General features: G+C 71.4%; 25 protein-coding genes. 5 read left to right on the forward strand and 20 right to left on the reverse strand.

Going from position 1 to position 25,632, the window contains the following annotated elements:
- Nucleotides 1-69: 69 nt before the first annotated feature.
- The 17 genes from nusB to rpsD all read right to left on the reverse strand — a co-directional run bounded on the left by nusB (nt 70) and on the right by rpsD (nt 17,019).
- Nucleotides 70-501 carry a transcription antitermination factor NusB gene (gene nusB, locus ACFXGI_RS35635; protein WP_030294584.1) on the reverse strand — a complete coding sequence of 144 codons (432 nt, stop codon included), beginning with the start codon at nt 499-501 and terminating at the stop codon, nt 70-72.
- Between the two features lie 2 nt (nt 502-503).
- Entirely contained in the window at nt 504-1,070 is a 567-nt protein-coding gene (gene efp, locus ACFXGI_RS35640) for an elongation factor P (protein ID WP_030859979.1), read from the reverse strand.
- Nucleotides 1,071-1,129: 59 nt separating this feature from the next.
- Nucleotides 1,130-2,239, reverse strand: a complete 1,110-nt coding sequence (locus ACFXGI_RS35645; protein ID WP_384716183.1) for an aminopeptidase P family protein — start codon at nt 2,237-2,239, stop codon at nt 1,130-1,132.
- 133 nt (nt 2,240-2,372) lie between these two features.
- Complete coding sequence (locus tag ACFXGI_RS35650; protein WP_384716186.1) at nt 2,373-4,745, reverse strand: ATP-binding cassette domain-containing protein; 2,373 nt, start codon at nt 4,743-4,745, stop codon at nt 2,373-2,375.
- A 61-nt stretch (nt 4,746-4,806) separates the two neighbouring features.
- Complete coding sequence (locus tag ACFXGI_RS35655; RefSeq protein ID WP_384716189.1) at nt 4,807-5,163, reverse strand: VOC family protein; 357 nt, start codon at nt 5,161-5,163, stop codon at nt 4,807-4,809.
- Nucleotides 5,164-5,244: 81 nt separating this feature from the next.
- On the reverse strand, nt 5,245-6,027 hold the full coding sequence (locus tag ACFXGI_RS35660; protein ID WP_384716192.1) for an AAA family ATPase: 783 nt from the start codon (nt 6,025-6,027) through the stop codon (nt 5,245-5,247).
- A gap of 80 nt (nt 6,028-6,107) precedes the next feature.
- On the reverse strand, nt 6,108-6,548 hold the full coding sequence (gene aroQ / locus ACFXGI_RS35665) for a type II 3-dehydroquinate dehydratase (protein WP_030157440.1): 441 nt from the start codon (nt 6,546-6,548) through the stop codon (nt 6,108-6,110).
- Nucleotides 6,545-7,636, reverse strand: coding sequence for a 3-dehydroquinate synthase (gene aroB / locus ACFXGI_RS35670; protein WP_384716195.1), 1,092 nt, complete (start codon nt 7,634-7,636; stop codon nt 6,545-6,547). The genes aroQ and aroB overlap by 4 nt, the downstream gene beginning before the upstream one ends.
- Nucleotides 7,633-8,151 (reverse strand): shikimate kinase, encoded by a 519-nt coding sequence (locus ACFXGI_RS35675; protein WP_384716198.1) that lies wholly within the window; start codon nt 8,149-8,151, stop codon nt 7,633-7,635. Before ACFXGI_RS35675 ends, aroB begins: the two co-directional genes overlap by 4 nt.
- On the reverse strand, nt 8,148-9,332 hold the full coding sequence (gene aroC, locus ACFXGI_RS35680) for a chorismate synthase (protein ID WP_384716201.1): 1,185 nt from the start codon (nt 9,330-9,332) through the stop codon (nt 8,148-8,150). Before aroC ends, ACFXGI_RS35675 begins: the two co-directional genes overlap by 4 nt.
- A gap of 228 nt (nt 9,333-9,560) precedes the next feature.
- A complete protein-coding gene (locus ACFXGI_RS35685; protein WP_384716204.1) occupies nt 9,561-10,382 on the reverse strand; it encodes a shikimate dehydrogenase in 822 nt (273 codons plus the stop codon).
- A complete protein-coding gene (gene mltG, locus ACFXGI_RS35690; RefSeq protein WP_384716207.1) occupies nt 10,379-12,073 on the reverse strand; it encodes an endolytic transglycosylase MltG in 1,695 nt (564 codons plus the stop codon). Before mltG ends, ACFXGI_RS35685 begins: the two co-directional genes overlap by 4 nt.
- Nucleotides 12,074-12,303: 230 nt before the next feature.
- Nucleotides 12,304-12,774, reverse strand: a complete 471-nt coding sequence (gene ruvX / locus ACFXGI_RS35695; RefSeq protein ID WP_030028999.1) for a Holliday junction resolvase RuvX — start codon at nt 12,772-12,774, stop codon at nt 12,304-12,306.
- Nucleotides 12,775-12,776: 2 nt separating this feature from the next.
- Nucleotides 12,777-15,446: an alanine--tRNA ligase gene (gene alaS / locus ACFXGI_RS35700; protein ID WP_384716210.1), complete on the reverse strand. Its 2,670-nt coding sequence runs from the start codon at nt 15,444-15,446 to the stop codon at nt 12,777-12,779.
- The gene (locus ACFXGI_RS35705; protein ID WP_384716213.1) at nt 15,446-15,787 is read right to left on the reverse strand and encodes a DUF6167 family protein; all 342 of its coding nucleotides are present in this window, start codon (nt 15,785-15,787) and stop codon (nt 15,446-15,448) included. The genes alaS and ACFXGI_RS35705 overlap by 1 nt, the downstream gene beginning before the upstream one ends.
- Nucleotides 15,788-15,795: 8 nt before the next feature.
- Nucleotides 15,796-16,227, reverse strand: coding sequence for a DUF948 domain-containing protein (locus ACFXGI_RS35710; protein WP_384716216.1), 432 nt, complete (start codon nt 16,225-16,227; stop codon nt 15,796-15,798).
- A gap of 180 nt (nt 16,228-16,407) precedes the next feature.
- Entirely contained in the window at nt 16,408-17,019 is a 612-nt protein-coding gene (gene rpsD / locus ACFXGI_RS35715) for a 30S ribosomal protein S4 (protein ID WP_008740451.1), read from the reverse strand.
- A 235-nt stretch (nt 17,020-17,254) separates the two neighbouring features.
- Between rpsD and ACFXGI_RS35720 the strand changes: the two genes are divergently transcribed.
- A complete protein-coding gene (locus ACFXGI_RS35720; RefSeq protein WP_384716219.1) occupies nt 17,255-17,965 on the forward strand; it encodes a DUF2470 domain-containing protein in 711 nt (236 codons plus the stop codon).
- 542 nt (nt 17,966-18,507) lie between these two features.
- On the opposite strand, the gene ACFXGI_RS35725 is transcribed toward ACFXGI_RS35720, so the two are convergent.
- Together ACFXGI_RS35725 and ACFXGI_RS35730 are read right to left on the reverse strand one after the other, a co-directional pair.
- A complete protein-coding gene (locus ACFXGI_RS35725) occupies nt 18,508-19,878 on the reverse strand; it encodes a replication-associated recombination protein A (RefSeq protein ID WP_384716222.1) in 1,371 nt (456 codons plus the stop codon).
- 72 nt (nt 19,879-19,950) lie between these two features.
- Nucleotides 19,951-20,565, reverse strand: a complete 615-nt coding sequence (locus ACFXGI_RS35730) for a vitamin K epoxide reductase family protein (RefSeq protein WP_384716224.1) — start codon at nt 20,563-20,565, stop codon at nt 19,951-19,953.
- A 137-nt stretch (nt 20,566-20,702) separates the two neighbouring features.
- On the opposite strand from ACFXGI_RS35730, the gene ACFXGI_RS35735 reads away from it, so the two are divergent.
- The 4 genes from ACFXGI_RS35735 to ACFXGI_RS35750 are packed head-to-tail and all read left to right on the forward strand — an operon-like array spanning nt 20,703 to nt 24,301.
- Nucleotides 20,703-21,584, forward strand: coding sequence for an ABC transporter ATP-binding protein (locus tag ACFXGI_RS35735; protein WP_384716227.1), 882 nt, complete (start codon nt 20,703-20,705; stop codon nt 21,582-21,584).
- Nucleotides 21,581-22,438 (forward strand): ABC transporter permease, encoded by an 858-nt coding sequence (locus tag ACFXGI_RS35740; protein WP_384716230.1) that lies wholly within the window; start codon nt 21,581-21,583, stop codon nt 22,436-22,438. The genes ACFXGI_RS35735 and ACFXGI_RS35740 overlap by 4 nt, the downstream gene beginning before the upstream one ends.
- Entirely contained in the window at nt 22,396-23,661 is a 1,266-nt protein-coding gene (locus ACFXGI_RS35745) for a sensor histidine kinase (RefSeq protein ID WP_384716233.1), read from the forward strand. The genes ACFXGI_RS35740 and ACFXGI_RS35745 overlap by 43 nt, the downstream gene beginning before the upstream one ends.
- A gap of 13 nt (nt 23,662-23,674) precedes the next feature.
- A complete protein-coding gene (locus tag ACFXGI_RS35750; RefSeq protein WP_384716236.1) occupies nt 23,675-24,301 on the forward strand; it encodes a response regulator in 627 nt (208 codons plus the stop codon).
- Nucleotides 24,302-24,364: 63 nt separating this feature from the next.
- Here ACFXGI_RS35750 and hisS read toward each other — a convergent pair whose 3' ends face one another.
- Entirely contained in the window at nt 24,365-25,624 is a 1,260-nt protein-coding gene (gene hisS / locus ACFXGI_RS35755; RefSeq protein ID WP_384716239.1) for a histidine--tRNA ligase, read from the reverse strand.
- Nucleotides 25,625-25,632: the final 8 nt, after the last annotated feature.

A 25,632-nucleotide genomic window follows, 5' to 3' on the forward strand; every position in this document is an offset into this window, starting at 1 on the left:
GCACTACCGGCGGGTGGCCCCGCCGCGCGGGGGCGCTGCGGGCCCTCCGTACTCGCCGAACCGCCTGGGCTACTCGCCCCGGCGCAGGCTCGGCTTCAGGTCCTTGAAGCGGGCCAGCAGCCCGTTCACGAACGAGGGGGACTCGTCCGTCGAGAACTCCTTGGCCAGCTGGACGGCCTCGTCGATGGCCACGGCGTCCGGGGTGTCGTCCACCCAGATCAGCTCGTAGGCACCGAGCCGCAGGATGTTCCGGTCGACGACCGGCATGCGGTCGAGCTCCCAGTCCACGGCGTAGGTGACGATCAGGTCGTCGATGCGGTTCACCTTGTCGGCGTACCCCTCGACGAGATCCATCGTGAAGGCGCTGACGGGCGGCTGCCGGTCGTCCGAGCGCGCGTGGCGGATCCAGTCCGCGAGGACCTCGCGCACGGGCACCCCGCGCTGGTCGGCCTCGAACAGGATCTGGAAGGCGCGCTTGCGCGCGTTGCTGCGGGCAGCCACGGTTAGCTGTTCACCCGGCCGAGGTAGTCGGAGGTACGGGTGTCGACCTTGACCTTCTCGCCCGTGTTCACGAACAGCGGGACCTGGATCTCGTGACCGGTCTCCAGCTTGGCCGGCTTGGTGCCGCCCGTGGAGCGGTCGCCCTGGACGCCCGGGTCGGTGTGCTCGATGGTCAGCTCGACCGCGGCCGGGAGCTCGACGTAGAGCACCTCGCCGTCGTGCTGGGCCACGGAGGCGGTGAAGCCCTCGATGAGGAAGTTGGCGGCGTCGCCGACGGCCTTCTTGTCGACCATCAGCTGGTCGAAGGTGCTCATGTCCATGAAGACGAAGTAGTCGCCGTCCATGTACGAGAACTGCATGTCGCGGCGGTCGATGGTGGCCGTTTCGACCTTCGTGCCGGCGTTGAACGTCTTGTCGACGACCTTGCCGGAGAGCACGTGCTTGAGCTTGGTGCGCACGAAGGCCGGGCCCTTGCCGGGCTTGACGTGCTGGAACTCGACGACGGACCAGAGCTGGCCGCCATCGAGCTTGAGCACCATGCCGTTCTTGAGGTCGTTCGTGGAAGCCACGGTTGCGGAATCTCCTGCACTGGAAGACCACGGGTGCGCGCACAGCCCGCCGCGGCGGGCTAGAGCGCGAGCAGCTCCTTGGTCGTAATGGTGAGTAGCTCGGGACCGCCGTCCGCCTCGGGGCGCACGACGAGCGTGTCATCGATCCGGACACCTCCCCGGCCCGGGAGGTGAACCCCCGGTTCGACGGTGACCGGCACGCAAGCGTCCAGTTTACCCATTGCCGTAGGTGCAAGCTGCGGGTCCTCGTCGATTTCGAGGCCGACACCGTGTCCGGTCGACGGAGCGAGGGCTTCGGCATGGCCCCCGGAGTCCAGTACGGAGCGCGCCGCGCGGTCGACTTCGCGGTACGCGGCGCCGGGCAGGAGTGCCTCGCGGCCGGCCCGCTGGGCCGCGAAAACAAGATCGTAGAGCTCGATCTGCCAGTCGGCCGGGCTGGTGCCGATCACGAAGGTCCGGCCGATCTCGCAGCGGTAGCCGCGGTAGTTGGCGCCGAGGCAGACGGAGAGGAAGTCCCCCTCCTCGACCCGGCGGTCGGAGGGCCGGTGCCGGGAGCGGCCGGAGTTCGGCCCGGTGCCGACGGAGGTCGGGAAGGCGGGCCCGTCGGCGCCGTGGTCGACGAGGCGGCGCTCCAGCTCCAGGGCGAGGTGGCGTTCGGTCCGGCCCACCAGGATCGACTCCAGCAGCTCGCCGAGGGCCTGGTCGGCGATCTCGGCGGCGATCCGCAGGCAGGCGATCTCCTCCTCGTCCTTGACGAGGCGCTGCTGCTCCACGGCGGCCCCCAGGTCCACGAGCCGCAGCTTGGGGGCGACGGAGCGCAGGGCGCGGTGGCGGGCGACGGTGAGGTGGTGCTCCTCGACGGCCAGCGACTCGACGCGCAGCGAACCGGCCATGTCCCCGGCCGCCACGGCCGCGTCGCTCCCGGGGCCGGCCAGTACGGAGAGCCTGAGCCGCTCGTCGAGGCGGCCCTCGTCGGCTTCGCCGGTGGGCGGGCCGACGGTGAACAGCATGTCCTCGCCGTCCGGCCCGACGAGCAGGACTGCGGACGGCGGGGACGCCCCGGCGAGGTAGCGGACGTTCGCCGGACGCGTGATCAGTGCGGCGGCGTTCCCCGCGGCGGCACATCGGTCGCGAAGCAGGCCCCGGCGGGCCGCGTACACGTCTGACATGTCTTCGAGCGTACGAGCGGCCCGCGCATCCGGCCTGGTGAGCGCACCCGTACGGGGCCGGGGCCCTTCGGCGGCCCCGACGGGGGCCGGGGCGGCCGCCCCGGCCCCCGGGCCCGGGCCGGACCCCGCCCGGTCAGCCGCCCACGTAGGCCGCGAGGTGCTCGCCGGTGAGGGTGGCGCGCTCGGCGACGAGCTCGGCGGGGGTGCCCTCGAAGACGACGCGGCCGCCGTCGTGGCCCGCGCCGGGCCCGAGGTCGATGATCCAGTCGGCGTGCGCCATGACGGCCTGGTGGTGCTCGACGACGATCACCGACTTGCCTGAGTCCACGAGCCGGTCGAGCAGCCCCAGCAGGTGCGCGACGTCGGCGAGGTGCAGGCCGGCCGTCGGCTCGTCGAGGACGTAGACCCCGCCCTTGTCGGCCATGTGGGTCGCCAGCTTGAGCCGCTGGCGCTCGCCGCCGGAGAGGGTGGTGAGCGGCTGGCCGATGGTGAGGTACCCGAGGCCGACGTCGGCGAGGCGCGCGACGATGCGGTGCGCGGCCGGGAGGTGCCCCTCCCCCGCCCCGAAGAACGCCTCGGCCTCGGTCACCGACATCGCGAGCACCTCGCTGATGTCGCGGCCGCCGAAGTGGTAGTCGAGGACCGAGGAGTCGAACCGCCTGCCCTCGCACTCCTCGCAGGTGGTGGCGACCCCGGCCATCATCGCCAGGTCGGTGTAGATGACGCCGGCGCCGTTGCAGGTCGGGCAGGCCCCCTCGGAGTTGGCGCTGAACAGGGCCGGCTTCACGTCGTTGGCCTTGGCGAACGCCTTGCGGATCGGGTCGAGCAGCCCGGTGTACGTGGCCGGGTTGCTGCGCCGGGATCCCTTGATGGCGCCCTGGTCGACCGAGACCACCCCGTCACGGGCGGGGATCGAGCCGTGCACGAGCGAGCTCTTGCCCGAGCCGGCGACGCCGGTGACGACGGTGAGCACCCCGAGCGGGATGTCGACGTCGACGTCGCGGAGGTTGTGGGCACCGGCCCCGCGGATCTCCAGCGTGCCGGTGGGCTTGCGCACGCTCTCCTTGACCGAGGCCCGGTCGTCGAAGTGCCGGCCGGTGATGGTGCCGCCGGTACGCAGCCCTTCGACGGTGCCCTCGAAGCAGACGGTGCCGCCGCCCGAGCCGGCGCCGGGGCCGAGGTCGACGACGTGGTCGGCGATCGCGATCGTCTCCGGCTTGTGTTCCACGACGAGGACCGTGTTGCCCTTGTCCCGCAGGCGCAGCAGCAGCTGGTTCATCCGCTGGATGTCGTGCGGGTGCAGGCCGGTGGTGGGCTCGTCGAATACGTACGTGACGTCGGTGAGCGAGGAGCCGAGGTGGCGGATCATCTTGACGCGCTGCGCCTCGCCGCCGGACAGCGTGCCCGACGCGCGGTCGAGCGAGAGGTAGCCGAGGCCGATCTCCACGAACGAGTCGAGGGTCCCCAGCAGGGTGGCGAGTAGGGGCGCCACGGAGGGCTCGTCGAGCGCGCGGACCCATTCGGCCAGGTCCCGGATCTCCATCGCGCACAGGTCCGCGATGCTCTTCCGCTTGATCTTCGAGGACCGCGCGCCCTCGCCCAGCCGGGTTCCCGCGCAGTCGGGGCAGGTGGTGAAGGTGACCGCCCGTTCCACGAAGGCCCGGATGTGCGGCTGCATGGACTCGGTGTCCTTGGACAGCATCGACTTCTGCACGCGCGGGACCAGGCCCTCGTACGTCATGTTGATGCCCGCGATCTTCATGCGGGTCGGCTCGCGGTGCAGGAGGTCCTGCAGTTCCTTCTTGGTGTACTTGCGGATCGGCTTGTCCGGGTCGAAGAATCCCGACTCGATGTAGAGGCGGCTGTTCCAGCCGCCCCCGGTGTAGCCCGGGATCGTGAACGCGCCCTCGTTGAGGGACTTGGTGTCGTCGTAGAGCTGCGTGAGGTCGATGTCGGTGACCGCGCCCCGGCCCTCGCAGCGCGGGCACATGCCGCCGGTGATGCTGAAGCTGCGCTTCTCCTTGACCTCCTGCCCGCCGCGCCGGACGGTGACCGCGCCGGCCCCGCTGATGGAGGCGACGTTGAAGGAGAACGCCTTGGCGGAGCCGATGTGCGGCTTGCCGAGTCTGCTGAACAGGATGCGCAGCATGGCGTTGACGTCGGTGGCGGTGCCGACCGTGGAGCGCGGGTCTCCGCCCATCCGCTGCTGGTCGACGGTGATCGCGGTGGTGAGGCCGTCGAGCACGTCGACCTCGGGCCGGGCCAGCGTCGGCATGAAGCCCTGGACGAAGGCGCTGTAGGTCTCGTTGATCAGCCGCTGCGACTCGGCGGCGATCGTGTCGAACACCAGCGAGCTCTTGCCCGAGCCGGAGACACCGGTGAACACCGTCAGGCGGCGCTTCGGGATCTCGATGCTGACGTCCTTGAGGTTGTTCACGCGCGCACCGTGCACGCGGATCAAGTCGTGGCTGTCGGCATCGTGCGGTGCGGACCTGGCCATGCTCATCGTGTCTCCGTACGTCGGTTCGGGCAGCCTGGCTCGATCCAACCAGCTGTGCGGGGCGCGCTCACTGGTCTTGGAGCAGCCCGAGGACGTTGCCGTCGGGGTCGGTGAAAGTGGCCACGAGGCGGCCGCCGCCGACGTCGCGCACGGGGTCCTTGAGCTTGCCCCCGGCGGCGGTCACCTCGGCGAGCTTGGCCTCGATGTCCGGCACGTGCCAGTGCGCCACGGGCGCGGCCATGCCCTGCTGGGCGCCGCCGGGCACCAGCCCGATCTGCTGGCCGCCGGCCTCGTAGCCGACGTAGTACGGCTCGTCGACCGTCGGGGCGACGCCGAGCAGCGCGGTGTAGACGTCCTTGGCCGCGGCCAGGTCGGAGACGGGGTGCAGGACGGTCTTGATTCCCTGGGTGGGAGAGGTGGTCATGATCACTCCTGAAGCGGTGGGTCGGCGTGGAATTCACGCTAGCCGCGGGGTGCGGCTCCACGCTTCTCCAAACGTGACCGGTCAGAAGGCGGGCGTGCCGAGGGTCCGGGCCAGGGCCTCGTCGAGGGCCCGGGAGGTGGCCTCCACGTCCAGGTCCGAGTTGTCGATGATCGGCAGGCCCGAGCCGTACCAGCCCGCCATGCGGCCGTGGATGCGGGCGACCTCCTCGTCCGAGAGGCGCCGGTTGCCCGAGCGGGCGGCGTTGCGCTCCAGGACGATCTCCAGGCCGGGCAGGAGGACGACGGGCAGCAGGGCCGGCCCCACGTGCCGCTTCCAGCCGCCCAGGCCCACCACCGGCCGGTCGGGGAAGACGGCGTCGTCGAGGATGCAGGAGATCCCGTTGGCCAGGAAGTTGCGGGCGGCGAAGCCGCAGGTGCGGCGGGCCAGCCGGTACTGGGCCTCGGAGTGGTCGTTCCAGCCGGCCTGCGGGTCCGCGAAGCCCGAGCACACCCACTCCCGGACGTCGTCCAGGCTCACGTGGGCGGTCGGCACCGGCCGGGTGCTCGCCCAGTGCCGGGCCACGGTGGTCTTGCCGGCGCCCGCCGGGCCGATCAGCAGCACGGCCAGCGTGGCCCCGCCGGTCCCGGTCGCCGCGGGAGGCAGCGGAATGTGCCCCGTGGCCTCGGGCACGGGGGGCGGCGCCGAGTGCGGCGGCGCGTGCGGGGCCTGCGCCTGCGGGGGCGCGTGCGGCGGCACCGGCACCGGCCACCCGTGCGCAGGGGGTATCGGCGGCTGCGGGGGCACGGCCTGATGATGTCCCGGCTGCCCCCAGCCCGCGCCGCCGCCCCCCACTCCTTGCTGCATCCGCTGCCACTCCGTCCCGCTCTGCCGACTGATGCGAGAACGTTATATGACCGCGGGGCGGAAGCCGCCCACCAGCACCGTCAGAGTGCGACTTCGTCCGCCAGCGCGCGCAGCGCCAGCCGGTACGAGCCGATGCCGAAGCCCGCCACCGTCCCGGTCGCCACCGAGGCGATGACCGACGTGTGCCGGAACTCCTCCCGGGCGTACGGGTTGGAGATGTGCACCTCGATCAGCGGCGCGGTGCGCTGCGCCGCCGCGTCCCGCATGGCGTACGAGTAGTGCGTGAAGGCACCCGGGTTGATCACGACCGGGATCTTGCCGTCCGCCGCCTCGTGCAGCCAGCGCACGATCGCGCCCTCGTCGTTGGTCTCGCGGACCTCGACGTCGAAGCCGAGCTCCTCGCCCAGCGTGCGGCAGCTCTCGACGAGCCCGGCGTACGAGGTGGCCCCGTACACGTCGGGCTCGCGCGAGCCCAGCCGGCCCAGGTTCGGCCCGTTCAGCACGAGCACCTTGCGGCTCACGCCGACACCTCGCCGTACGCCGCGATCAGGTGCGCCGGGTCGGGGCCCTCCAGGACGGTGGGCTTGGCCAGGCCGTCGAGGACGATGAAGCGCAGCAGGTTGCCGCGGGACTTCTTGTCGACCTGCATGGTCTGGAGCAGCTTGGGCCACTGGTCACCGCGGTACGTCAGCGGCAGCCCGACCGCGGCCAGGATCTCCCGGTGCCGGTCGGCCGTCGCGTCGTCGAGGCGGCCCGCGAGCCGGCCGAGCTCGGCCGCGAAGACCATGCCGACCGACACGGCCGCGCCGTGCCGCCACTTGTAGCGCTCGTTCTTCTCGATGGCGTGCGCGAGCGTGTGCCCGTAGTTGAGGATCTCCCGCAGGCCCGATTCCTTCAGGTCGCTGGAGACGACGTCCGCCTTGACCCGGATCGAGCGGACGATGAGCTCCGCGGTGTGCGGACCGTCGGGCGTGCGGGCCGCGGCCGGGTCCGCCTCGATCAGGTCGAGGATCGCCGGGTCGGAGATGAATCCGGCCTTGATGATCTCGGCGAGGCCGCTGACGTAGTCGTTGACCGGCAGGGAGTCCAGCGCCGCCAGGTCGCACAGCACGCCGGCCGGCGGGTGGAAGGCGCCGACCAGGTTCTTGCCCTCGGCGGTGTTGATGCCGGTCTTGCCGCCGACGGCCGCGTCCACCATCGCCAGGACGGTGGTCGGTACGGCGATCCAGCGCACCCCGCGCAGCCAGGAGGCCGCGACGAAGCCCGCGAGGTCGGTCGTGGCCCCGCCGCCGACGCCGACGATCACGTCGGTGCGGGTGAACCCGGACTGGCCGAGCGCCTTCCAGCAGTACGCCGCGACCTCGATGGTCTTGGCCTCCTCGGCGTTCGGCACCTGGATGGCGACCGCCTCGTAGCCCTGCGCGGCCAGATCGTCGCGCAGTGCCTCACCGGTCGAGGCCAGCGCCTCGGGGTGGATCACGGCGACCCGCTGGGCCTTCGTACCGATCAGGCCGCCCAGCTCGCCGAGCAGCTGCCGGCCCACCAGCACGTCGTACGCGTCGTGTCCGGCGCTGGCGCCGACCTGGATGCGCGTCACCTGGTCTGTCATACGTCCTTCAACTCCAGAGCGTCGAGGACCGCCTGGGCGACCTCTTCGGGGGTGCGGTCGTCGGTGGCCACCACGACGCGCGCGACTTCGGTGTACAGGGGGCGGCGGGCCTCCATCAGCTCGCGCCACTGGCGGCGCGGGTTGACGGCGAGCAGCGGGCGGGCGGCGCCCAGGCCGACGCGCCGGACGGCCTCCTCGACGTCCATCGACAGATAGGCGACGGGCAGGCCGGCCAGCAGCTCCCGGGTGCCCGCGTCGAGGACGGCGCCGCCGCCGAGGGCGAGGACTCCGGTGTGACCGGCGACGGCGGCGGCGACCGCCTGCCGCTCCAGCTCACGGAAGTACGGCTCGCCCTCGTCGACGAAGAGGTCGGAGATCGCGCGGCCCTGGGCCGCGACGATGTCGGCGTCGGTGTCCCGGTAGGGGACGCCGAGCCGCTCGGCGAGCAGCGCCCCCACCGTGGACTTGCCGGACCCCATGGGGCCGACGAGGACGACCAGTGGTCCGCCCTTCACCGGATCTGCAGGTTGTCGAGGTACGACTGCACGTTGCGCCGGGTCTCGGGCACGGAGTCTCCGCCGAACTTCTCCACGACCGCGTCCGCGAGGACGAGGGCGACCATCGCCTCGGCGACGATGCCCGCCGCGGGGACGGCGCAGACGTCGGAGCGCTGGTGGTGGGCGGCAGCGGCCTCGCCGGTGGCGACGTCGATCGTGGCGAGCGCCTTCGGCACCGTCGCGATCGGCTTCATGGCGGCCCGTACGCGCAGCAGCTCACCGGTGGTCAGACCGCCCTCGGTGCCGCCGGAGCGGCCGGAGGTGCGCTTGATGCCCTCGGGGGTGGCCACGATCTCGTCGTGCGCCTGCGAGCCGGGTACGCGGGCCAGGTCGAAGCCGTCGCCGACCTCGACGCCCTTGATCGCCTGGATGCCCATCAGCGCGGCCGCGAGGCGCGCGTCCAGGCGGCGGTCCCAGTGCACGTGCGAGCCGAGGCCGACCGGCACCCCGTACGCGAGTACCTCGACGACGCCGCCGAGGGTGTCGCCGTCCTTGTGGGCCTGGTCGATCTCCGCGACCATCGCCTTCGACGTGTCGGCGTCGAGGCAGCGCACCGGGTCCGCGTCGAGCTTCTCGACATCGGCGGGGGTCGGGTAGACGCCGTACGGGGCCTTGGCCGAGGCCAGCTCCACCACGTGCGAGACGATCTCGATGCCCGCGACCTCCTTGATGAAGGAGCGGGCGACGGCGCCGAGGGCGACGCGGGCGGCGGTCTCACGGGCGCTCGCGCGCTCCAGGATCGGCCGGGCCTCGTCGAAGCCGTACTTCTGCATGCCCGCCAGGTCGGCGTGGCCCGGGCGCGGGCGGGTCAGCGGCGCGTTGCGGCCGGTGTCCTTGAGCAGCGACGGGTCGACCGGGTCGGCCGACATGACGGTCTCCCACTTGGGCCACTCCGTGTTGCCGATCATGACGGCGATCGGGGAGCCCTGGGACAGGCCGTGGCGGACGCCGCCGAGGAAGGTGATCTCGTCCTGCTCGAACTTCATCCGGGCACCGCGGCCATAGCCGAGCCGGCGCCGGGCCAGGTGGTCCGCCACCAGCTCGGTGGTGACCGGAACGCCGGCGGGAAGGCCCTCCAGCGTCGCGACCAGTGCCGGTCCGTGCGACTCTCCTGCGGTCAGCCAACGCAACCTGCTCAACGATGCTCCTCATGCTCGCGCCTGGGTACTGCGGCGGCGCGGCCGGGTGCTCGGCCCGGACCCGCCACACCCGATCCTCCCACGTCCGGGCCGGTGCGCCGCCCTCCGGTCCAGCTGGCGGACGGCGGTGCACCCGGGCTCACCCTGGCGAGTGCTGCCGTACCCGGGCAAGATCGGCCCGAGCAGTGCATCAGGTGCGGTGGCGGCGGGTGCCACCGAGGCGGCGGATCAGTGGCGGGCGCGCAGCGCGGCCTCCCCGGCCGCCCGCATGGCCGCCAGCGGCGCCGTGTGCCGGCCGGTCATCTGCTCGACCTGGAGCACCGCCTGGTGGACGAGGAGGTCCAGGCCGCCGAGGAGCCGTCCGCCGTGCCGCGACCAGGCCGCCGCGAGCGCGGTGGGCCAGGGGTCGTACAGGACGTCGAAGAGGGTTCCCGCTCCGGCCGGTACGTGGTCGGCGAGCCAGTCCGTGGCCCGTGCCGGGGTCGTCGCGATGACCAGCGGCGCCCCCAGCCCCTCGGCGGCGTCCGCCCAGTCGGCCGTACGGACCGCCACGTCGAGACGCTCGCCCCACTCCTGCATCTCGTCGGCGCGGGCCCTGGAGCGCACGTACACGGTCACCTCGCCGGAGCAGATCCGGGCGAGCGCGGCCAGGGCCGAGGAGGCGGTGGCCCCCGCGCCGAGGATGGTGGCGCGCTCCACCTTGTCGACGCCGCGCTCGTGGAGCGCGGAGACGATCCCGGGGATGTCGGTGTTGTCGCCGAGGCGCCGGCCGTCCTCGGTCAGGACGACCGTGTTGACCGCCTCGACCGACGCGGCGGTGTCGCTGATGCCGTCGAGCAGCGGGATGACCGCACGCTTGAGCGGCATCGTCAGGGACAGCCCGGCCCACTCGGGGCCGAGGCCGGCGACGAACTGCGGGAGCGCGTCCTCGTCTATCTCGAAGCGGTCGTACGACCAGTCGTCGAGGCCGAGCTCCTGGTACGCGGCGCGGTGCAGCACCGGTGAAAGGGAGTGCTCGATCGGTGAACCGAGCACGGCTGCGCGTATCACTGCCCTTCCTTCTTCCTCGCCTCTTCGTACTTCTGGCGGTTCCTGTTGTGCTCGGCGTTCGTCGCGGCGAACAGGGTCTCGTTCTCGTTCACCGACACGAAGTAATACCAGGGACCGGTGGCCGGGTTGATCGCCGACTTGAGCGCGTCGGGGCCCGGGCTGCCGATCGGACCGGGAGGCAGACCCTTGATCTTGTACGTGTTGTACGGGTCGTCGATCTGGCGGAGGTCGTTGACCGAACCGACGTCCAGGGTGCTCTGGCCCCTCATGTAGTTGACCGTGGAGTCGAAGTCGAGCAGACCGTAGGTCTCCGTGTTGCCCGGCTTGAGCCGGTTGTATACGACCCGGGAGATCTTGTCGAAGTCATGCTGGTACTTGCCCTCGGCCTGGACGAGGCTCGCGACGGTGATGAGCTGCAGCGGGCTCGAGAGGCCCAGCTTGGAGGCCTGGCCCTTGACGTCCGCGCTCTCGTAGGCCTCGTTGGACTTGGCGACCATCTGCTTGAGCATCGACTGCGGGGTCGCGTCCTTGCTGAGGTCGTAGCGGGCCGGGTAGAGGAAGCCCTCCAGCGGGTCCTTGAGGTCCTTGTTGGCGGCCCAGTCGGGCAGACCGAAGTTCTTCGCCTCCTTGGTGGCGACGTCCTTGGTCGTGCCCTCCTTGAGCTTGAGCCGCTCGTCGATGGCCTTGTAGACCTGGCCGGTCTTCCAGCCGGGGATGACGTCGAGGGCGTTGACGCCGGCGCCGCCCACCATCAGGTCGACGGCCGCCTTGCCCGACATGTGCTCCTTCATCGTGTAGGAGCCTGCCTGGAGGGCGCCGCCCTTGGGGTTGGCCTTGGCGGCGGCGACGAAGGCGTCGGCGCTCTTGACGACGCCGTGCGCCTTCAGGATGCGGCCCATCTCCCCCATGCCGGTGCCCTTGGGGATGTCGATGGTGACGGAGCCCTCGCCCTCGCCGGCGTAGTCCTCGCCGGTGCTGAACTTGGACTTGATGTAGTCCAGGCCGTAGTAGCCGCCACCGCCGAGGACGCCGATGATCACGACGGCGGCGATCAGGCAGGCCGCGCCGTTGCGGCCCTTGGGCTTCTTGTCCTTCGAGCGGCCGCGGCGTCCGCCGCCGCCCGGGGTTTCGGAGTCGTCGCCGTCGCCGGGCAGGCCCGGAGAGGACGCGGCAGCCTCGTCGGCCTCGTCGGCCGCCTCCGCCGTCTCGTCGGCGTACTCCGGCTCCGCCTCCTGCTCCGTGACCAGGTGGCGCCTGCCCGGGGGCTGCGGCGGCGGGTAGGCCTCGGGCGTGCCGTAGAGGTCGGGGGCCTCGCCCGGGTAGCCGCCCACGGACTGCTGGGCGTACGGGTCCGCTCCGAGGTACGGGTCGGCCTGCGGGACGGCGGCGTACTGGCCCTGGGCCTGCGCCTGGACCTGGCCGGTGTCCCAGCCCTGGCCCTGGCCGTCGTACACCGGCTGCTGCGGCTGCTGCTGGTAGACCTGCTGGTGGGCGCCCTGGTGGGGCTGCTGCGGGGCATAGCCCTGCTGCTGGTCCGGGTACTGGCCCTGATCCACGTACTGCTGCTGGTACTGGGGGTCCTGCGGGTACTGCGGACCCTGCGGGTACTGCCGGCCCTGCGCGTACTGAGGGTCCTGCTGGTACTGCGGCTCCTGCGGGTACTGCTGCTGGGGACCACCGGCATAGGGCATCTGAGCCTGCTGGGCCTCGTGCCCGGTCCACCCTTGGTCCCCGTACAGGGGGTCCTCCGGGTGCCACGGTTCGGGGCCACGGCCCCGGCCATACTCAGTCATCGGTCCCCTAGAGCCGCGAGACGGAGGCAACGGCCCTGTCCGCCGCGGCACCCGGTTCCGCCTCTGAAGTGGTGGGCGACGACTTGTTCGAATGCCGCCGCATCGCGCGGAACGTTACCGTACCGCGATCAGACAACCACTTCGACGCACTCACCGGGCGGATTACCTGATACACGTTCGGTCTCAAGAGCGTTCTGAAGGATGACCACCGCGGCCGCCTGGTCGATCACCGAGCGGCCCTTCTTCGCGTTCCTTCCCGAGGCCCGCAGCCCCTGGGCGGCGGTGACCGTGGTCATCCGCTCGTCCACCAGACGGACCGTCACCGGCTTGATGCCCTTGGCGAGTTCGTTCGCGAAGGCGCGCACCTTGGCCGCGGCCGGCCCCTCCCGCCCGCTGAGCGAGCGGGGCAGGCCGACCACGACTTCAAGGGGTTCGTACTCCTCGACGAGCTGCCGCAGCCGCCGGTGGGCGAAGGGGATGTCCCGGCCCGGAACGGTTTCCACCGGAGTGGCGAGCACCCCGTCGGGGTCGCACGAGGCGACCCCGATCCGGGCGTCCCCGACGTCGATGGCGAGACGGCGGCCACGGCGCAGCGTCATCGTCAGACCGTCTCGACGACGAGGCGCTCGACCGCGGCGATGGCCTCGGGGACGGCGGCCGGATTCTGGCCGCCGCCCTGGGCCACGTCCGGCTTGCCGCCACCGCCGCCGCCGAGGGTCTTGGCGGCGGTGCGGACCAGGTCACCGGCCTTGAGACCGCGCTCGCGGGCGGCCTCGTTGGTGGCGATGACGGTCAGCGGGCGGCCGTTCGCCGTGGTGAAGAGGGCCACGACGGCCGGGCGGTCGCCCTGGATGCGGCCGCGGACGTCGAGGACCAGCTTGCGCAGGTCGTCGGCGCCGGTGCCGTCCGGGACGGTGCCGACGACGAGGGCGACACCGCGGATGTCCTGGGCGCCCGCGGCGAGACCGGCGGCGGCCTGGAGGACCTTCTCCGCGCGGAACTTCTCGATCTCCTTCTCGGCGTCCTTCAGCTTGCCGAGCATGGAGGCGATCTTCTCCGGCAGCTCTTCCGGACGGCCCTTGACCAGCTCCTGGAGCTGGGCGACGACCGTGTGCTCCTTGGCGAGGAAGTTGTACGCGTCCACACCGACGAGGGCCTCGACACGGCGCACACCGGAGCCGATGGAAGACTCGCCGAGCAGCTTCACCAGACCCAGCTGGGCGGTGTTGCCGACGTGCGTACCGCCGCACAGCTCCTTGGAGAAGTCGCCGATGGTCACGACGCGCACGCGCTCGCCGTACTTCTCGCCGAACTCGGCGATGGCGCCCTGCTTCTTCGCCTCGTCGATGCTCATGATCTCGGCGGTGACGTCGAGCTCGCGCGAGAGCACGTCGTTGATCTTCTGCTCGACGTCGGTGAGGACCGTGCCGGGGACGGCGTTCGGCGAGCCGAAGTCGAAGCGGAAGCGGCCGGGCGAGTTCTCGGAACCGGCCTGGGCGGCCGTCGGGCCGAGGGCGTCGCGCAGCGCCTGGTGGGTCAGGTGCGTGGCCGAGTGGGCGCGGGCGATGGCCCGGCGGCGGTTCACGTCGATGGCGGCGTACGCGGAGGCGCCCACCGTCACCTCGCCGACCTGGACGGAGCCCTTGTGCACGGAGACGCCCGGGACCGGCTGCTGCACGTCGCGGACGACGATGACGGCGCCGGAGTCGAGCTTGATGCGGCCCTGGTCGGCGAGCTGGCCGCCGCCCTCGGCGTAGAAGGGGGTGCGGTCGAGGACGACCTCGACCTCGTCGCCCTCGGAGGCGGCGGGCGCGGAGACTCCGTTGACCAGCAGGCCGACGATGGTGGACTCGCCCTGGGTGGTGGCGTAGCCGGTGAACTCGGTGGCGCCGGAGCCGTCGGCGATCTCCCGGTAGGCGGACATGTCCGCGTGGCCGGTCTTCTTGGCCTTGGCGTCGGCCTTGGCCCGGTCGCGCTGCTCCTGCATCAGGCGGCGGAAGCCGGGCTCGTCCACGGAGAGGCCCTGCTCGGCGGCCATCTCCAGGGTGAGGTCGATCGGGAAGCCCCAGGTGTCGTGGAGCAGGAACGCCTTGTCGCCGGAGAGGATCGTGCCGCCGGCGGCCTTGGTCTCGCTCACGGCGGTGTCGAGGATGTTGGTGCCACCCTTGACGGCCTTGAGGAAGGCGGCCTCTTCGGCGAGCGCGACGGTCTCGATGCGCTTGCGGTCGGTGACGAGCTCCGGGTACTGCCGGCCCATCGTGTTGATCACGACGTCGACCAGGTCCTGGACGACGGGGCCGGTGGCGCCCATGAGGCGCATGTTGCGGATGGCGCGGCGCATGATGCGGCGCAGCACGTAGCCGCGGCCCTCGTTGCCGGGGGTGACGCCGTCGCCGATGAGCATGACGGAGGTGCGGATGTGGTCGGCGACCACGCGCATCGAGACGTCGGTGTTCTGGGCGGCGCCGTACTGCACGCCGGTCAGCTCGGTGGCCTTGTCCATGACCACGCGCAGGGTGTCGGTCTCGTACATGTTCTGTACGCCCTGCAGGATCATCGCGAGGCGCTCGAGGCCGAGACCGGTGTCGATGTTCTTCGAGGGCAGGTCGCCGAGGATCGGGAAGTCTTCCTTCCCGTCGCCGGCGCCGCGCTCGTACTGCATGAAGACGAGGTTCCAGATCTCCACGTAGCGCTCGTCGTTGACGGCCGGGCCGCCCTCGACGCCGAACTCGGGGCCGCGGTCGTAGTTGATCTCGGAGCAGGGGCCGCAGGGACCCGGGACGCCCATGGACCAGAAGTTGTCCTTCTTGCCCAGGCGCTGGATGCGCTCGGCGGGCACGCCGATCTTCTCGCGCCAGATCGTCTCGGCCTCGTCGTCGTCGAGGTAGACGGTGATCCAGAGCTTCTCCGGCTCCAGGCCGTAGCCGCCGTCCGCCACGGAGCTGGTGAGCAGCTCCCAGGCGTACTTGATGGCGCCTTCCTTGAAGTAGTCGCCGAAGGAGAAGTTGCCGCACATCTGGAAGAACGTGCCGTGGCGGGTGGTCTTGCCGACCTCTTCGATGTCCGGCGTACGGACGCACTTCTGCACGCTGGTGGCCCGGGGGGCCGGCGGCTTGGTCTCACCGAGGAAGTACGGCTTGAACGGGACCATGCCCGCGTTGACCAGCAGCAGAGTCGGGTCGTCCGCGATGAGCGACGCCGAAGGGACAACGGCGTGACCGCGCTCCTCGAAGAAGCTCAGCCAGCGGCGGCGGATTTCAGCCGACTCCATCAGTGGTCCTCATTCCGGTCGTACGAAAACTTCGAGTGGGTGGTCTTGTCGTTCTGGATGGCCCGGAGCCGCCGCGGCCCGGGAAGGGCGGTGACGTTGTCGGGCCGATCGGGGTCCTGGTGGAGCCCCAGTGCGTCGTTCAGCTCGTCCTCGCGCTGGGACATTCCCGCCTTGACGTCGAGGGCGAAGTCCTTGAGGCGGTGGCCCGCCTCCACGGCCTTGTCGGCGGCCTGGGCGGCGAGGCTCTCCGGCGTCAGCTTCTTGAGCTGGCGGTTGACCTTGGTGGTGGCCCATACGCCGGCGGCTGCGCCTGCGGTGAACCAGAAGGCTCGGCGGAACATCGGAGGTTTCAGCCCTTCTGCTTCCGGCGCCGGGCCGCCGGCACCGTACGACCGACGATCACAGTACGTCGGGACGCCTTCGGCGGCGCGGCTTCGGTGGATTTGCCCAGTGCCTTGCGGACGCCGTAGCCGAAGGCCGCGACCTTGACCAGCGGTCCGCCGAAGGTGGAGGCCACGGTGGAGGAGAGCGCGGAGGCGTTCGAGGTGACTTCCTGGACGTCGCTCGCGATCGCGTCGACCCGGTCGAGCTGGGTGCGTGCGGAGCGGACGGTGGTGGAGGCGTCCGCGAGCAGCGGGACGGCCTGCTCGGTCACGTCGGCCACCAGCTTGGTGGTCGCCTTGAGCACCTGGGCCAGCCTCACCAGCACCACGGCGAGGAAGGAGACCAGGATGGCCCAGAAGACGGCCACGAGGATCCCGGCCACCTCTCCACCGGACACGTTGCACCGCTCTCTGCAAGTCTCTGCATGTTGATCACCAGACAGGTCTTTCTCCGACCTTATCGCGCCGGAGATCCGCCGCCGTACCGGAATTCGGGGTCCGCCGGAAACAGGAAGCCCGCCGGCTCCCCCAGAGGGGAACCGGCGGGCTGACCAGCCTGTGAGGCTACGGCCGCTGGATCAGCGGGCGTAGTACTCGACGACGAGCTGCTCGTCGCAGATGACCGGGATTTCCTTGCGGTTCGGGTCACGGTCCAGGCGGAAGGCCAGGGCCTTCAGGTTGACCTGCAGGTAGCGCGGGGTCTCGCCCTCGCCTGCGTAGCCACCCTCACGGGCAACCTGGAACGGAACCTTCTCGCGGCTGCGCTCGCGCACGGTGATGACGTCGTCCGGGCGGACACGGAACGACGGCTTGTCGACCTTGTCACCGTTGACCTCGATGTGGCCGTGAACGACCATCTGGCGGGCCTGGTAGATGGTGCGGGCGATGCCCGAACGCAGGACCAGGGCGTCGAGGCGACGCTCGAGCTCGACGACGAGCGCCTCGCCCGTCTTGCCTTCGGCCTTCTTGGCGCGGTCGTAGGCGCGGGCCATCTGACGCTCAGAGATGTCGTACTGGGCGCGCAGACGCTGCTTCTCGAGCAGACGAACCTTGTAGTCCGAGTTCTGCTTGCGGCCACGGCCGTGCTCGCCCGGCGGGTAGGGGCGGGCCTCGAAGTACTTGACGGCCTTCGGGGTCAGCGCAATGCCGAGGGCACGCGACTTCTTGACCTTGGGTCGCTTCTGGTTCACGGGGAACCTACCTCCATGTAAGTTAGGTGAGGCTTACCTTATCGAGGAGGACGTAATGTCTCGACCACATGGGATCCCCCTGCCCAGTGCGCAACGCAGTCCGGATTCAGACGAAACAGAATCCGCTTGCGCCGACGATAAGCAAGGTCAGCCGCGTCCCAGGGAAGGCGTTCGGCAGCTCACCGGAGCCGAACGCGTACGAACCCTCGTAGAGTCCAACGCCTCAGTATCCCTCATGCTGCCGGGTGCTTTCGACCAGGTGCGGCCTCTTGACCAGGCAGAGCTCGGGGCAGGGGTGCCGGCCGCGCGGACCGTCACCCCGGACGGGGACGTGATTCTCCTGGTGCCAGGGGAATCCGCGGCTGCCAGGGCAGCCGCATACGCCCAGGACGACGACCTCACCGCCGTGATCGAGATCACGGACGTGGCGCCGGTGTCCGTTCCCCATCGTATCCGAGGCCGTGCGTGGCTGGCCGGGTGGCTGACCCGGGTGCGCGGGGACGACCGCGCGGCCTGCGCCGCACTGCTGGCGGAGCGCCGGCCGGTGAGCGAGCTCCTCGGGCTGCACGGCGGGCCGTCCTTCGTGATGCTGCGCCTGGAGGTCGGCGAGATCTCGGTGGACGACCTGTGGGGCGCCGAGCACGTGGACCCGGAGGAACTGGCCGCGGCGGAGCCCGACCCGATGGTGAACCACGAGACGGAGCTCCTCCAGCACCTGGCCGCCGCGCACCGCGACCGGATCGCGGACCTGTGCGCGCTGCTGGGCCCGCGGGAGAGCGCCGGCACGACCGCGGTCCCGCTGGCCCTGGACCGGCTGGGCCTGCGGGTCCGCTTCACGGGCGAGGAGTCCTCCTTCGACGCCCGCTTCGACTTCCCGGCGCCGGTACGCGACGTCTGCGAGCTGCGCCGGGCGATGCACACGCTGTTCGCGGCGGCGGGTGGCTAGGTCGTGTCGTCAAAGTCCCGTCTGGCCGGCGGGGCCTGGCACGCACGCTCGCCGCGTTGTCGTCGGTCACCGACGTCCCCCAGCTACCGCTGGGAGGTGCCCCCACCGCGTCGATTCCCTCCTCCGCCTTGCGATCGCACGCACCAGACCCCGCCGGCCCCGCCCTCTCGGGCGGCCGACGCCACTTTGACGACACTCCCTAGGGGCCAGGGGGCCGGAGGTACAGCCGGCTGGGCACAGGTCGCGAGCATGCCGCTCAGCGCCGTCTTCTCCAGCGGGGTCACGGACAGTCTTGCCCCACTCGACGGTGAGCCGGGCCAACTGCTCCCTGGCGGTGGCCGCGTTCGGGGGGAATCCGGGGCCGGCGAGCGGCACCTGCGCCACGAGCCGGGCGGCGCTTGGCCGAGCCGCGTCGCCGCCGCCGTGGTGGCACCCGCTGAGCAGCAGCGCCGCCGCGACGGCCGGCAACGAAGCCCTGGCTCCCATGTGCGGAGCCTAAGGTCGCGGCGGATCCCCCGCACGCCGTGACGGCTGCGCGGTCCTCACACGCCGGACGGGCCGGAATGACCGCCTCGCAGCCGCTCGCGGACCTTTTCCACCACGTCCGCGTATCGCGCCTCGGCGCCGTAGCGGGTCGGTTCGTAGTACCGCTTCCCGTGCACCGCGTCGGGGGCGTACTGCTGGGCGGCGATCGCGCCCGGGACGTCGTGCGGGTACACGTATCCGACCGCGTGGCCCAGCTTGGCCGCGCCCTTGTAGTGCCCGTCCCGCAGATGCGTCGGCACCGGGCCCGCCAGACCCGCCCTGACGTCCGCAAGGGCCGCGCCGATCGCGGTCGTCGCCGTGTTCGACTTGGGGGCCAGGGCCAGGGCGATCGTCGCGTGCGAGAGGGTCAGCGCCGCCTCCGGGAAGCCGATCATCGCCACCGCCTGCGCCGCCGCCACCGCGAGCGGCAGCGCCGTCGGGTCTGCCAGGCCGATGTCCTCGCTCGCCGAGATCATCAGCCGGCGGGCGATGAACCGCGGGTCCTCCCCGGCCTCGATCATCCGCGCCAGGTAGTGCAGCGCGGCGTCCACGTCCGAACCGCGGATCGACTTGATCAGCGCGCTCGCCACGTCGTAGTGCTGGTCGCCGTCCCGGTCGTACTTCACCGCCGCCCTGTCGACGGCCTCCTCCACCGTCTGGAGGCTGATCTCGGACTCCCCCTTGGCGATCGCCGACCCGGCGCCCGCTTCGAGGGCCGTCAGCGCCCGCCGGGCGTCCCCGCCCGCGATCCGCAGCAGATGCGCTTCCGCGTCCGCCGACAGGGTCACCGCCCCGCCCAGCCCCCGCTCCTCCGTCAGCGCGCGCCGCATCAGCGCGCTGAGGTCCTCGTCCGTCAGCGGCTCCAGCGTGAGCAGCAGTGAGCGCGACAGCAGCGGGGAGATGATCGAGAAGTACGGGTTCTCCGTGGTCGCGGCGATCAGCGTCACCCAGCGGTTCTCGACGGCCGGGAGCAGCGAGTCCTGCTGGGCCTTGCTGAAGCGGTGGATCTCGTCGAGGAAGAGGACCGTGTCCTTGCCGTACCCGCCGGCCGCCCGCTTGGCGCCCTCGATGACGGCGCGTACTTCCTTCACGCCCGCGGTGATGGCCGACAGCTCGACGAACCGCTTCCGTGTCGCCTGGCTCACCACGTACGCGAGGGTGGTCTTGCCGATGCCCGGAGGGCCCCACAGGATCACCGACGAGGCCCCGGCCGGACCGCCCGCCCCGTCCCCGACCAGCCGCCGCAGCGGTGATCCGGGCTTCAGCAGGTGCTGCTGGCCGACGACCTCGTCCAGGGTGCGCGGGCGCATCCGGACGGCGAGCGGGGAGCTCGCCGGGTCCTTCTCCCGGCGGTCTTCGGCAGCGGCGGTGAACAGGTCTGGTTCCACACAGGAAGCCTAAGCGAGCGTACTGACAGCCCACCGACAGCGGGTGGCGCAATCAAGCGCCCCCGGGCCGCCTCAGGAGGTCCAGAAGTCCCACCAGCGCGTCAGGATCAGCATGCCGATGATCCCGACGTGCAGCACCGGCAGCACCCAGGTGAACTCGTCGAGGAAGGCGCGCAGCCAGCCCGGGGCGGGCAGCAGCCCCTCGCGGACGTTGAACGCGGTGACGTACCAGAACATGAAGATCGTGGCGACCCAGGCCAGGCAGCACCACAGGCACAGCGAGTTGATGTTGTACAGCGACTGGTACATCAGCCAGGTGCAGAACCCGACGCCGAACAGCATGCCCGCGTTGAGGGTCAGCCAGTACCAGGGCCGGAACCGCGCCCCGGCCAGCACGCTCATGCCGACGCAGACGACGATGCCGTACGCGACCAGCCCCAGCATCGGGTTCGGGAAGCCGAAGACGGACGCCTGATCGCTCTTCATGATGTTGCCGCAGGAGACGATCGGGTTCAGGCTGCAGCCCGGCGTGAAGTTCGGGTCCTCCAGCAGCTTGAACTTGTCGATCGTGATCACCCAGGCGGCGAGCAGTCCCAGGGCGCCCGTGATCACCAGCAGGAGGGCCAGTGCCCGGCCGGCGCCGACCGTCCGCGGGGCGGTGTCTGCGTCCGTACCTCGTGTCGTCATACCGCCCGCTCCACATCTGCAAGGTCAACAAGCACCGGCCATTGTGCCGTACGGAGCTGTGTGTCCACCGTTCGGTGGACATAAGGACGTACGCACGGGGGGACCGGTGGCCCGAGTTCCGCCACACCATGTGAGGCATGACACGAAACGCGGTGGAAGTACGGGGGCTTCGCAAGCAGTACGGCGAGGTCACCGCGGTGGACGGACTCGATCTGACGATCCGGCAGGGCGAGGTCTTCGGCCTCCTCGGGCCCAACGGTGCCGGCAAGAGCACGACGGTGGAGATCCTGCAGGGCCACCGGGAGCGGGACGGGGGCGAGGTCGGCGTGCTCGGCGCGGACCCGGCCACGGCCGGGCGGGCCTGGCGCTCGCGCGTCGGGATCGTCTGGCAGGACGAGTCGGCGCCCGCGGAACTGACGGTACGGGAGACGGTCGAGCACTTCGCCCGCTACTACCCGGCCCCGCGGGACCCGGCCGAGGTCATCGCCCTGGTGGGCCTGGAGCAGAAGCGCGACCAGCGTGTGAAGGGGCTCTCGGGCGGGCAGCGGCGGCGCCTGGACGTGGCGCTCGGCGTCATCGGCGATCCCGAGCTGCTGCTCCTCGACGAGCCGACGACCGGCTTCGACCCGGCGGCCCGCCGCCAGTTCTGGGACCTGATCCGGCTGCTCGCCGGCGAGGGCACCACCATCGTGCTCACCACGCACTACCTGGAGGAGGCCGAGGCCCTCGCCGACCGGCTCGCGGTCATCGCGAGCGGCAAGGTGGTCGCCGAGGGCGAACCGGCCGCGCTCCGCTCGCGCTTCGGCACCGGCGCCACCGTCGAGTGGACCGAGGCCGACGGCACCCCGCGCAGCGTCGCCACCGAGACCCCCACCCGTACGGTCGCCGAGCTCATGGCCCGCTTCGACGGGGAGATCCCGGGGCTGAAGATCGGCCGGCCCACCCTGGAAGACGTGTACCTGCGCCTCACCGGCCAGCTCGTACCCACGACCGCGCAGCAGCCGGAGGACGCCCGATGAGCACCACCGCCACGACCGCGACGACGGGCGGCCGGGCCGCCGCGGCCGCGAAGGCGCTGCCCGGCGCATGGACCCTGGGCCTGAGCCGCGGGGCCCTGGAGATCAAGCAGTTCGTCCGCCAGCGCGACGCGATGATCTTCACTTTCGCCTTCCCGATCGTCTTCCTCGCCCTCTTCGCCTCGATCTTCAGCGACAGCGTGGAGAACACCGGGGTCACCGCCTCCCAGCTGTACGCGGCAGGGATGGTCGCCGCGGGCCTCATGTCCACCAGCTTCCAGTCGCTCGGCATCTCGATCGCCGTCGAACGGGACGAGAAGGTGCTGCGCCGACTGCGCGGGACCCCGATGCCCCCGGCCGCGTACTTCCTCGGCAAGGTCTGGATGGTGCTCGCCACCGGACTCGCCGAGACCGCGATCCTGCTGCTCGTCGGCTCCACCCTGTTCGACCTCGACCTGCCGTCCTCGGCCGCGAAGTGGCTGACCTTCGGCTGGATCTTCGCCCTCGGCCTGACCGGCTGCGCCCTGCTCGGCATCGCCATCAGCAGCCTGCCGAAGTCCGGCAAGAGCGCGAGCTCGGTGGTCGTCCTGCCGTTCCTGATCCTCCAGTTCATCTCCGGCGTCTTCATCCCGGTCAACACGATCCCGGACTGGCTGCTGAACATCGGTGCGCTGTTCCCGCTCAAGTGGATGTGCCAGGGTCTGCGCGGGGTGTTCCTGCCCGAGTCCGCGGCCGTCCTGGAGCAGGCGGGCAGCTGGGAGTACGGAAAGGTCGCCCTGGTCCTGGGGGCCTGGGTCGTCGGAGGATTGGTGCTGTGTCTGCTGACCTTCAAGTGGAAGAACCGCCGCGACGGCTGAACAGCTTCACCGGTACGGCCGGAGCGCGCGAATCCCACGTCTGGGACCGCGCGTTCGGGCCGTGGGACCTCTACTTCGGCGTCGTGTGGGCCGCGACCGTCGCCTTCGTCCTGGGCGCGGACTTCCCCGCGCTGTCGTACCGGCTCCCCGCCGCCGCCCTGCTCACGCTGCTGATCCCCTGGTACGCGTGGGCCGGCCGGCCCCTGCTGCTGAAGGATCCGGGCGCCGAACCCGCGCTCTCCCTGCGCTACCTGGGCGTGCTGACGGCCCTGTTCCTGCCCGCCGCCTTCCTGGTCGGCGAGACCCGGCTGATCACCTTCGCGCTCGCCCCGCACTGCTTCATGCTGCTGCCGCTGCGCCGGGCGATCGGGGCGATGGCGGTGGTGTCGCTGCTGCCGGTGGCCGGATGGGCGCTGCTGTGGCGGCCGGAGGGCCACATCGTGTTCATCAACGCGGTCGGCTCCCTCGTCACCCTGGCCTTCTCCTCCTTCTTCGGTGCCTGGATCCTCCGGATCATCGGGCAGAGCCAGGAGCGGGCCTCGCTGATCGCCGAACTCGACGCCAGCCGGGAGGAGGTGGCCCGGCTCTCCGCCGCCCAGGGCGCCCATGCCGAAAGGGAACGCATGTCCCGCGAGATCCACGACACCCTCGCCCAGGGCTTCACCAGCCTGCTGATGCTGGTCCAGGCCGTGCAGTCGGAGCTGGACACCGACCCGGAGCAGGCCCACCGGCACCTGGAGCTGATGGCCGCCACGGCGCGGCAGAACCTGGCCGAGGCCCGGGCCCTGGTCGCGGGCGGCGCACCGGCCGACCTGGACGCCGGCTCCTTGCCGGACGCCGTACGCCGCCTCGTGGCCCGGCAGGTCCCGCGTGCGGACGTGTCGGTGACCGGGGAGGTGCGGCCGCTGGCCGCGGCGCTGGAGGTGGTGGCTCTGCGGTCCTGCCAGGAGTCGCTGTCGAACGCGGCGAAGCACGCGGGGGCGGGGGCGCGCTGCTCGGTGTCCCTGGCCTACGGTGACGACGGACTGACCGTCACTGTCCGGGACACCGGCCGCGGCTTCGACCCGGCGGTCCCGGTGTCGGGCTACGGCCTGCGGGGACTGCGCGCCCGCGCGGCGGAGGTCGGCGGCACGGCGGCGGTCGAGGCCGCACCGGGGACCGGCACGACGGTCACCGTCACCCTTCCGACGACCGCTCCCCCGATCTCACCGACTTCGCTCTGAGGAGCCACAGAACATGATCCGCATCCTGCTGGCCGACGACCATCCGGTGGTACGGGAGGGCCTGCGCGGCATGCTGAGCGCGGAGCCGGACCTGGAGGTCGTCGGGGAGGCGGCGAACGGCCCGCAGGCGGAGGCGCTGGCCGCGGAACTGGTCCCCGGCCTGGACCTGATCCTGATGGACCTGCGGATGCCGGGCGGCGACGGGGTCGAGTCGATCGCCCGGATCAGCGCTGCCGGGCTGCCGGTCCGGGTGGTGGTCCTGACGACGTACGAGAACGACCGGGACATCCTGCGGGCGGTCGAGGCGGGGGCGGCGGGCTACCTGCTGAAGGACATGGCGCGGGCCGAACTGGCCGACGCCGTCCGCGCGGCCGTACGGGGCGAGACGGTCCTGGCCCCGTCGGTGGCGGGCCGCCTGGTGGACCGCCTGCGCACCCGCCCCGAGCGCCCCCGCCTCTCCGACCGGGAGGTGGCGGTCCTGCGCCTGGTCGCGGAGGGCGCGACGAACGCGGAGATCGGCCGCCGCCTGTTCGTCGCGGAATCCACCGTCAAGACGCACCTGCTGCGCGTCTTCGGAAAGCTGGAGGTCACGGACCGCACGGCTGCGGTGACCACAGCCATGCGGCACGACCTGCTCTGACGCAATGCTGCGGGGCCGCAGCGGCGCTCCCGGCCACTGCGGCCCCGTCGGGCACGACGGCCGTCAGGCCAGCCTGGTCCGCAGGACCTCGACCACGTCCGCCACGGCGACCGGCCCCTGCTCCCCGGACTCCATGTGCTTCAGCTGGACGACGCCCTCGGCGAGGTCGCGGTCGCCCGCGACCACGGCGAAGCGCGCACCCGACCGGTTCGCGTCCTTCATCGCGCCCTTGAGGCCCTTGCCCCCGTACGAGATGTCCGCCGCGACTCCGGCCTTGCGGAGCTCCGTGACCAACCCGAACAGCACCGGCTTCGCCTCGCCCAGCGCCACCGCGAACACCGACGTCGCCGGCGGGATGTCCAGTTCGACACCCTCGGCTTCGAGCGCCAGCACCGTACGGTCCACGCCCAGCGCCCAGCCCACCGACGGCAGTGCCGGTCCGCCGATCATCTCGGACAGGCCGTCGTAGCGGCCGCCGCCACCCACTGCGGACTGCGAGCCCAGACCGTCGTGGACGAATTCGAAAGTGGTCCGCGTGTAGTAGTCCAGCCCGCGCACCAGCTTCTCGTCGTCCTCGAAGGCGACCCCGGCCGCCGTGATCAGCGCCCGGACCTCCTCGTGGTACGCCTTGCACGCGTCGCACAGGTAGTCCCGCAGCATCGGCGCGCCGACGAGCTGCTTCTGCACCTCGGGCCGCTTGTCGTCGAGGACGCGCAGCGGGTTGATCTCGGCCCGGCGGACGGTCTCCTCGTCCAGGTCCAGCCCGCGCAGGAAGGCCTGGAGCGCCTCCCGGTACACCGGGCGGCACTCCTTGTCGCCCAGCGAGTTCAACAGGATTCGGAAGTTGCGCAGGCCCAGCGTGCGGTACGCCTGGTCGGCCAGGATGATCAGCTCGGCGTCCAGCGCCGGGTCCTCGGCGCCGATCGCCTCTGCGCCGACCTGCGAGAAGTGGCGGTAGCGGCCCTTCTGCGGGCGCTCGTAGCGGTAGTACGAGCCCGAGTACCAGAGCTTCACCGGCAGGCCGCCGGCCTTGTGCAGGTTCGCCTCCAGCGCCGCGCGCAGCACGGAGGCGGTGCCCTCGGGGCGCAGCGCGAGGTTGGCCCCGCCCTTCGTCGTGAGGGTGTACATCTCCTTGGTCACGATGTCGGTGGACTCGCCGACACCGCGCGCGAACAGGTCGACGTCCTCGAAGCCCGGCGTCTCGACGTACCCGTAGCCGGACAGCCGCAGGGGCCCGGAGATGGCGTCGCGGACGGCCAGGTACTTCGCCGAGTACGGCGGGATCAGGTCGTACGTGCCCTTGGGGGCCTTGAAGGTGCTCACGAAACTCT

The organism is Streptomyces sp. NPDC059355 (assembly GCF_042752335.1).
Lineage (GTDB): Bacteria > Actinomycetota > Actinomycetes > Streptomycetales > Streptomycetaceae > Streptomyces.

Excerpts from the sequence above, each read along its gene's own strand:
- ACFXGI_RS35730 (WP_384716224.1), bottom strand. The coding sequence starts at position 20,565 with ATGACGACACGAGGTACGGACGCAGACACCGCCCCGCGGACGGTCGGC.
- ruvX (WP_030028999.1), bottom strand. The coding sequence starts at position 12,774 with ATGACGCTGCGCCGTGGCCGCCGTCTCGCCATCGACGTCGGGGACGCC.
- ACFXGI_RS35750 (WP_384716236.1), top strand. The coding sequence starts at position 23,675 with ATGATCCGCATCCTGCTGGCCGACGACCATCCGGTGGTACGGGAGGGC.
- ACFXGI_RS35660 (WP_384716192.1), bottom strand. The coding sequence starts at position 6,027 with ATGCAGCAAGGAGTGGGGGGCGGCGGCGCGGGCTGGGGGCAGCCGGGA.
- mltG (WP_384716207.1), bottom strand. The coding sequence starts at position 12,073 with ATGCCCTATGCCGGTGGTCCCCAGCAGCAGTACCCGCAGGAGCCGCAG.
- aroB (WP_384716195.1), bottom strand. The coding sequence starts at position 7,636 with ATGACAGACCAGGTGACGCGCATCCAGGTCGGCGCCAGCGCCGGACAC.
- ACFXGI_RS35705 (WP_384716213.1), bottom strand. The coding sequence starts at position 15,787 with ATGTTCCGCCGAGCCTTCTGGTTCACCGCAGGCGCAGCCGCCGGCGTA.
- ACFXGI_RS35645 (WP_384716183.1), bottom strand. The coding sequence starts at position 2,239 with ATGTCAGACGTGTACGCGGCCCGCCGGGGCCTGCTTCGCGACCGATGT.
- ACFXGI_RS35720 (WP_384716219.1), top strand. The coding sequence starts at position 17,255 with ATGCTGCCGGGTGCTTTCGACCAGGTGCGGCCTCTTGACCAGGCAGAG.
- ACFXGI_RS35735 (WP_384716227.1), top strand. The coding sequence starts at position 20,703 with ATGACACGAAACGCGGTGGAAGTACGGGGGCTTCGCAAGCAGTACGGC.
- ACFXGI_RS35655 (WP_384716189.1), bottom strand. The coding sequence starts at position 5,163 with ATGACCACCTCTCCCACCCAGGGAATCAAGACCGTCCTGCACCCCGTC.
- ACFXGI_RS35650 (WP_384716186.1), bottom strand. The coding sequence starts at position 4,745 with ATGAGCATGGCCAGGTCCGCACCGCACGATGCCGACAGCCACGACTTG.
- alaS (WP_384716210.1), bottom strand. The coding sequence starts at position 15,446 with ATGGAGTCGGCTGAAATCCGCCGCCGCTGGCTGAGCTTCTTCGAGGAG.
- ACFXGI_RS35740 (WP_384716230.1), top strand. The coding sequence starts at position 21,581 with ATGAGCACCACCGCCACGACCGCGACGACGGGCGGCCGGGCCGCCGCG.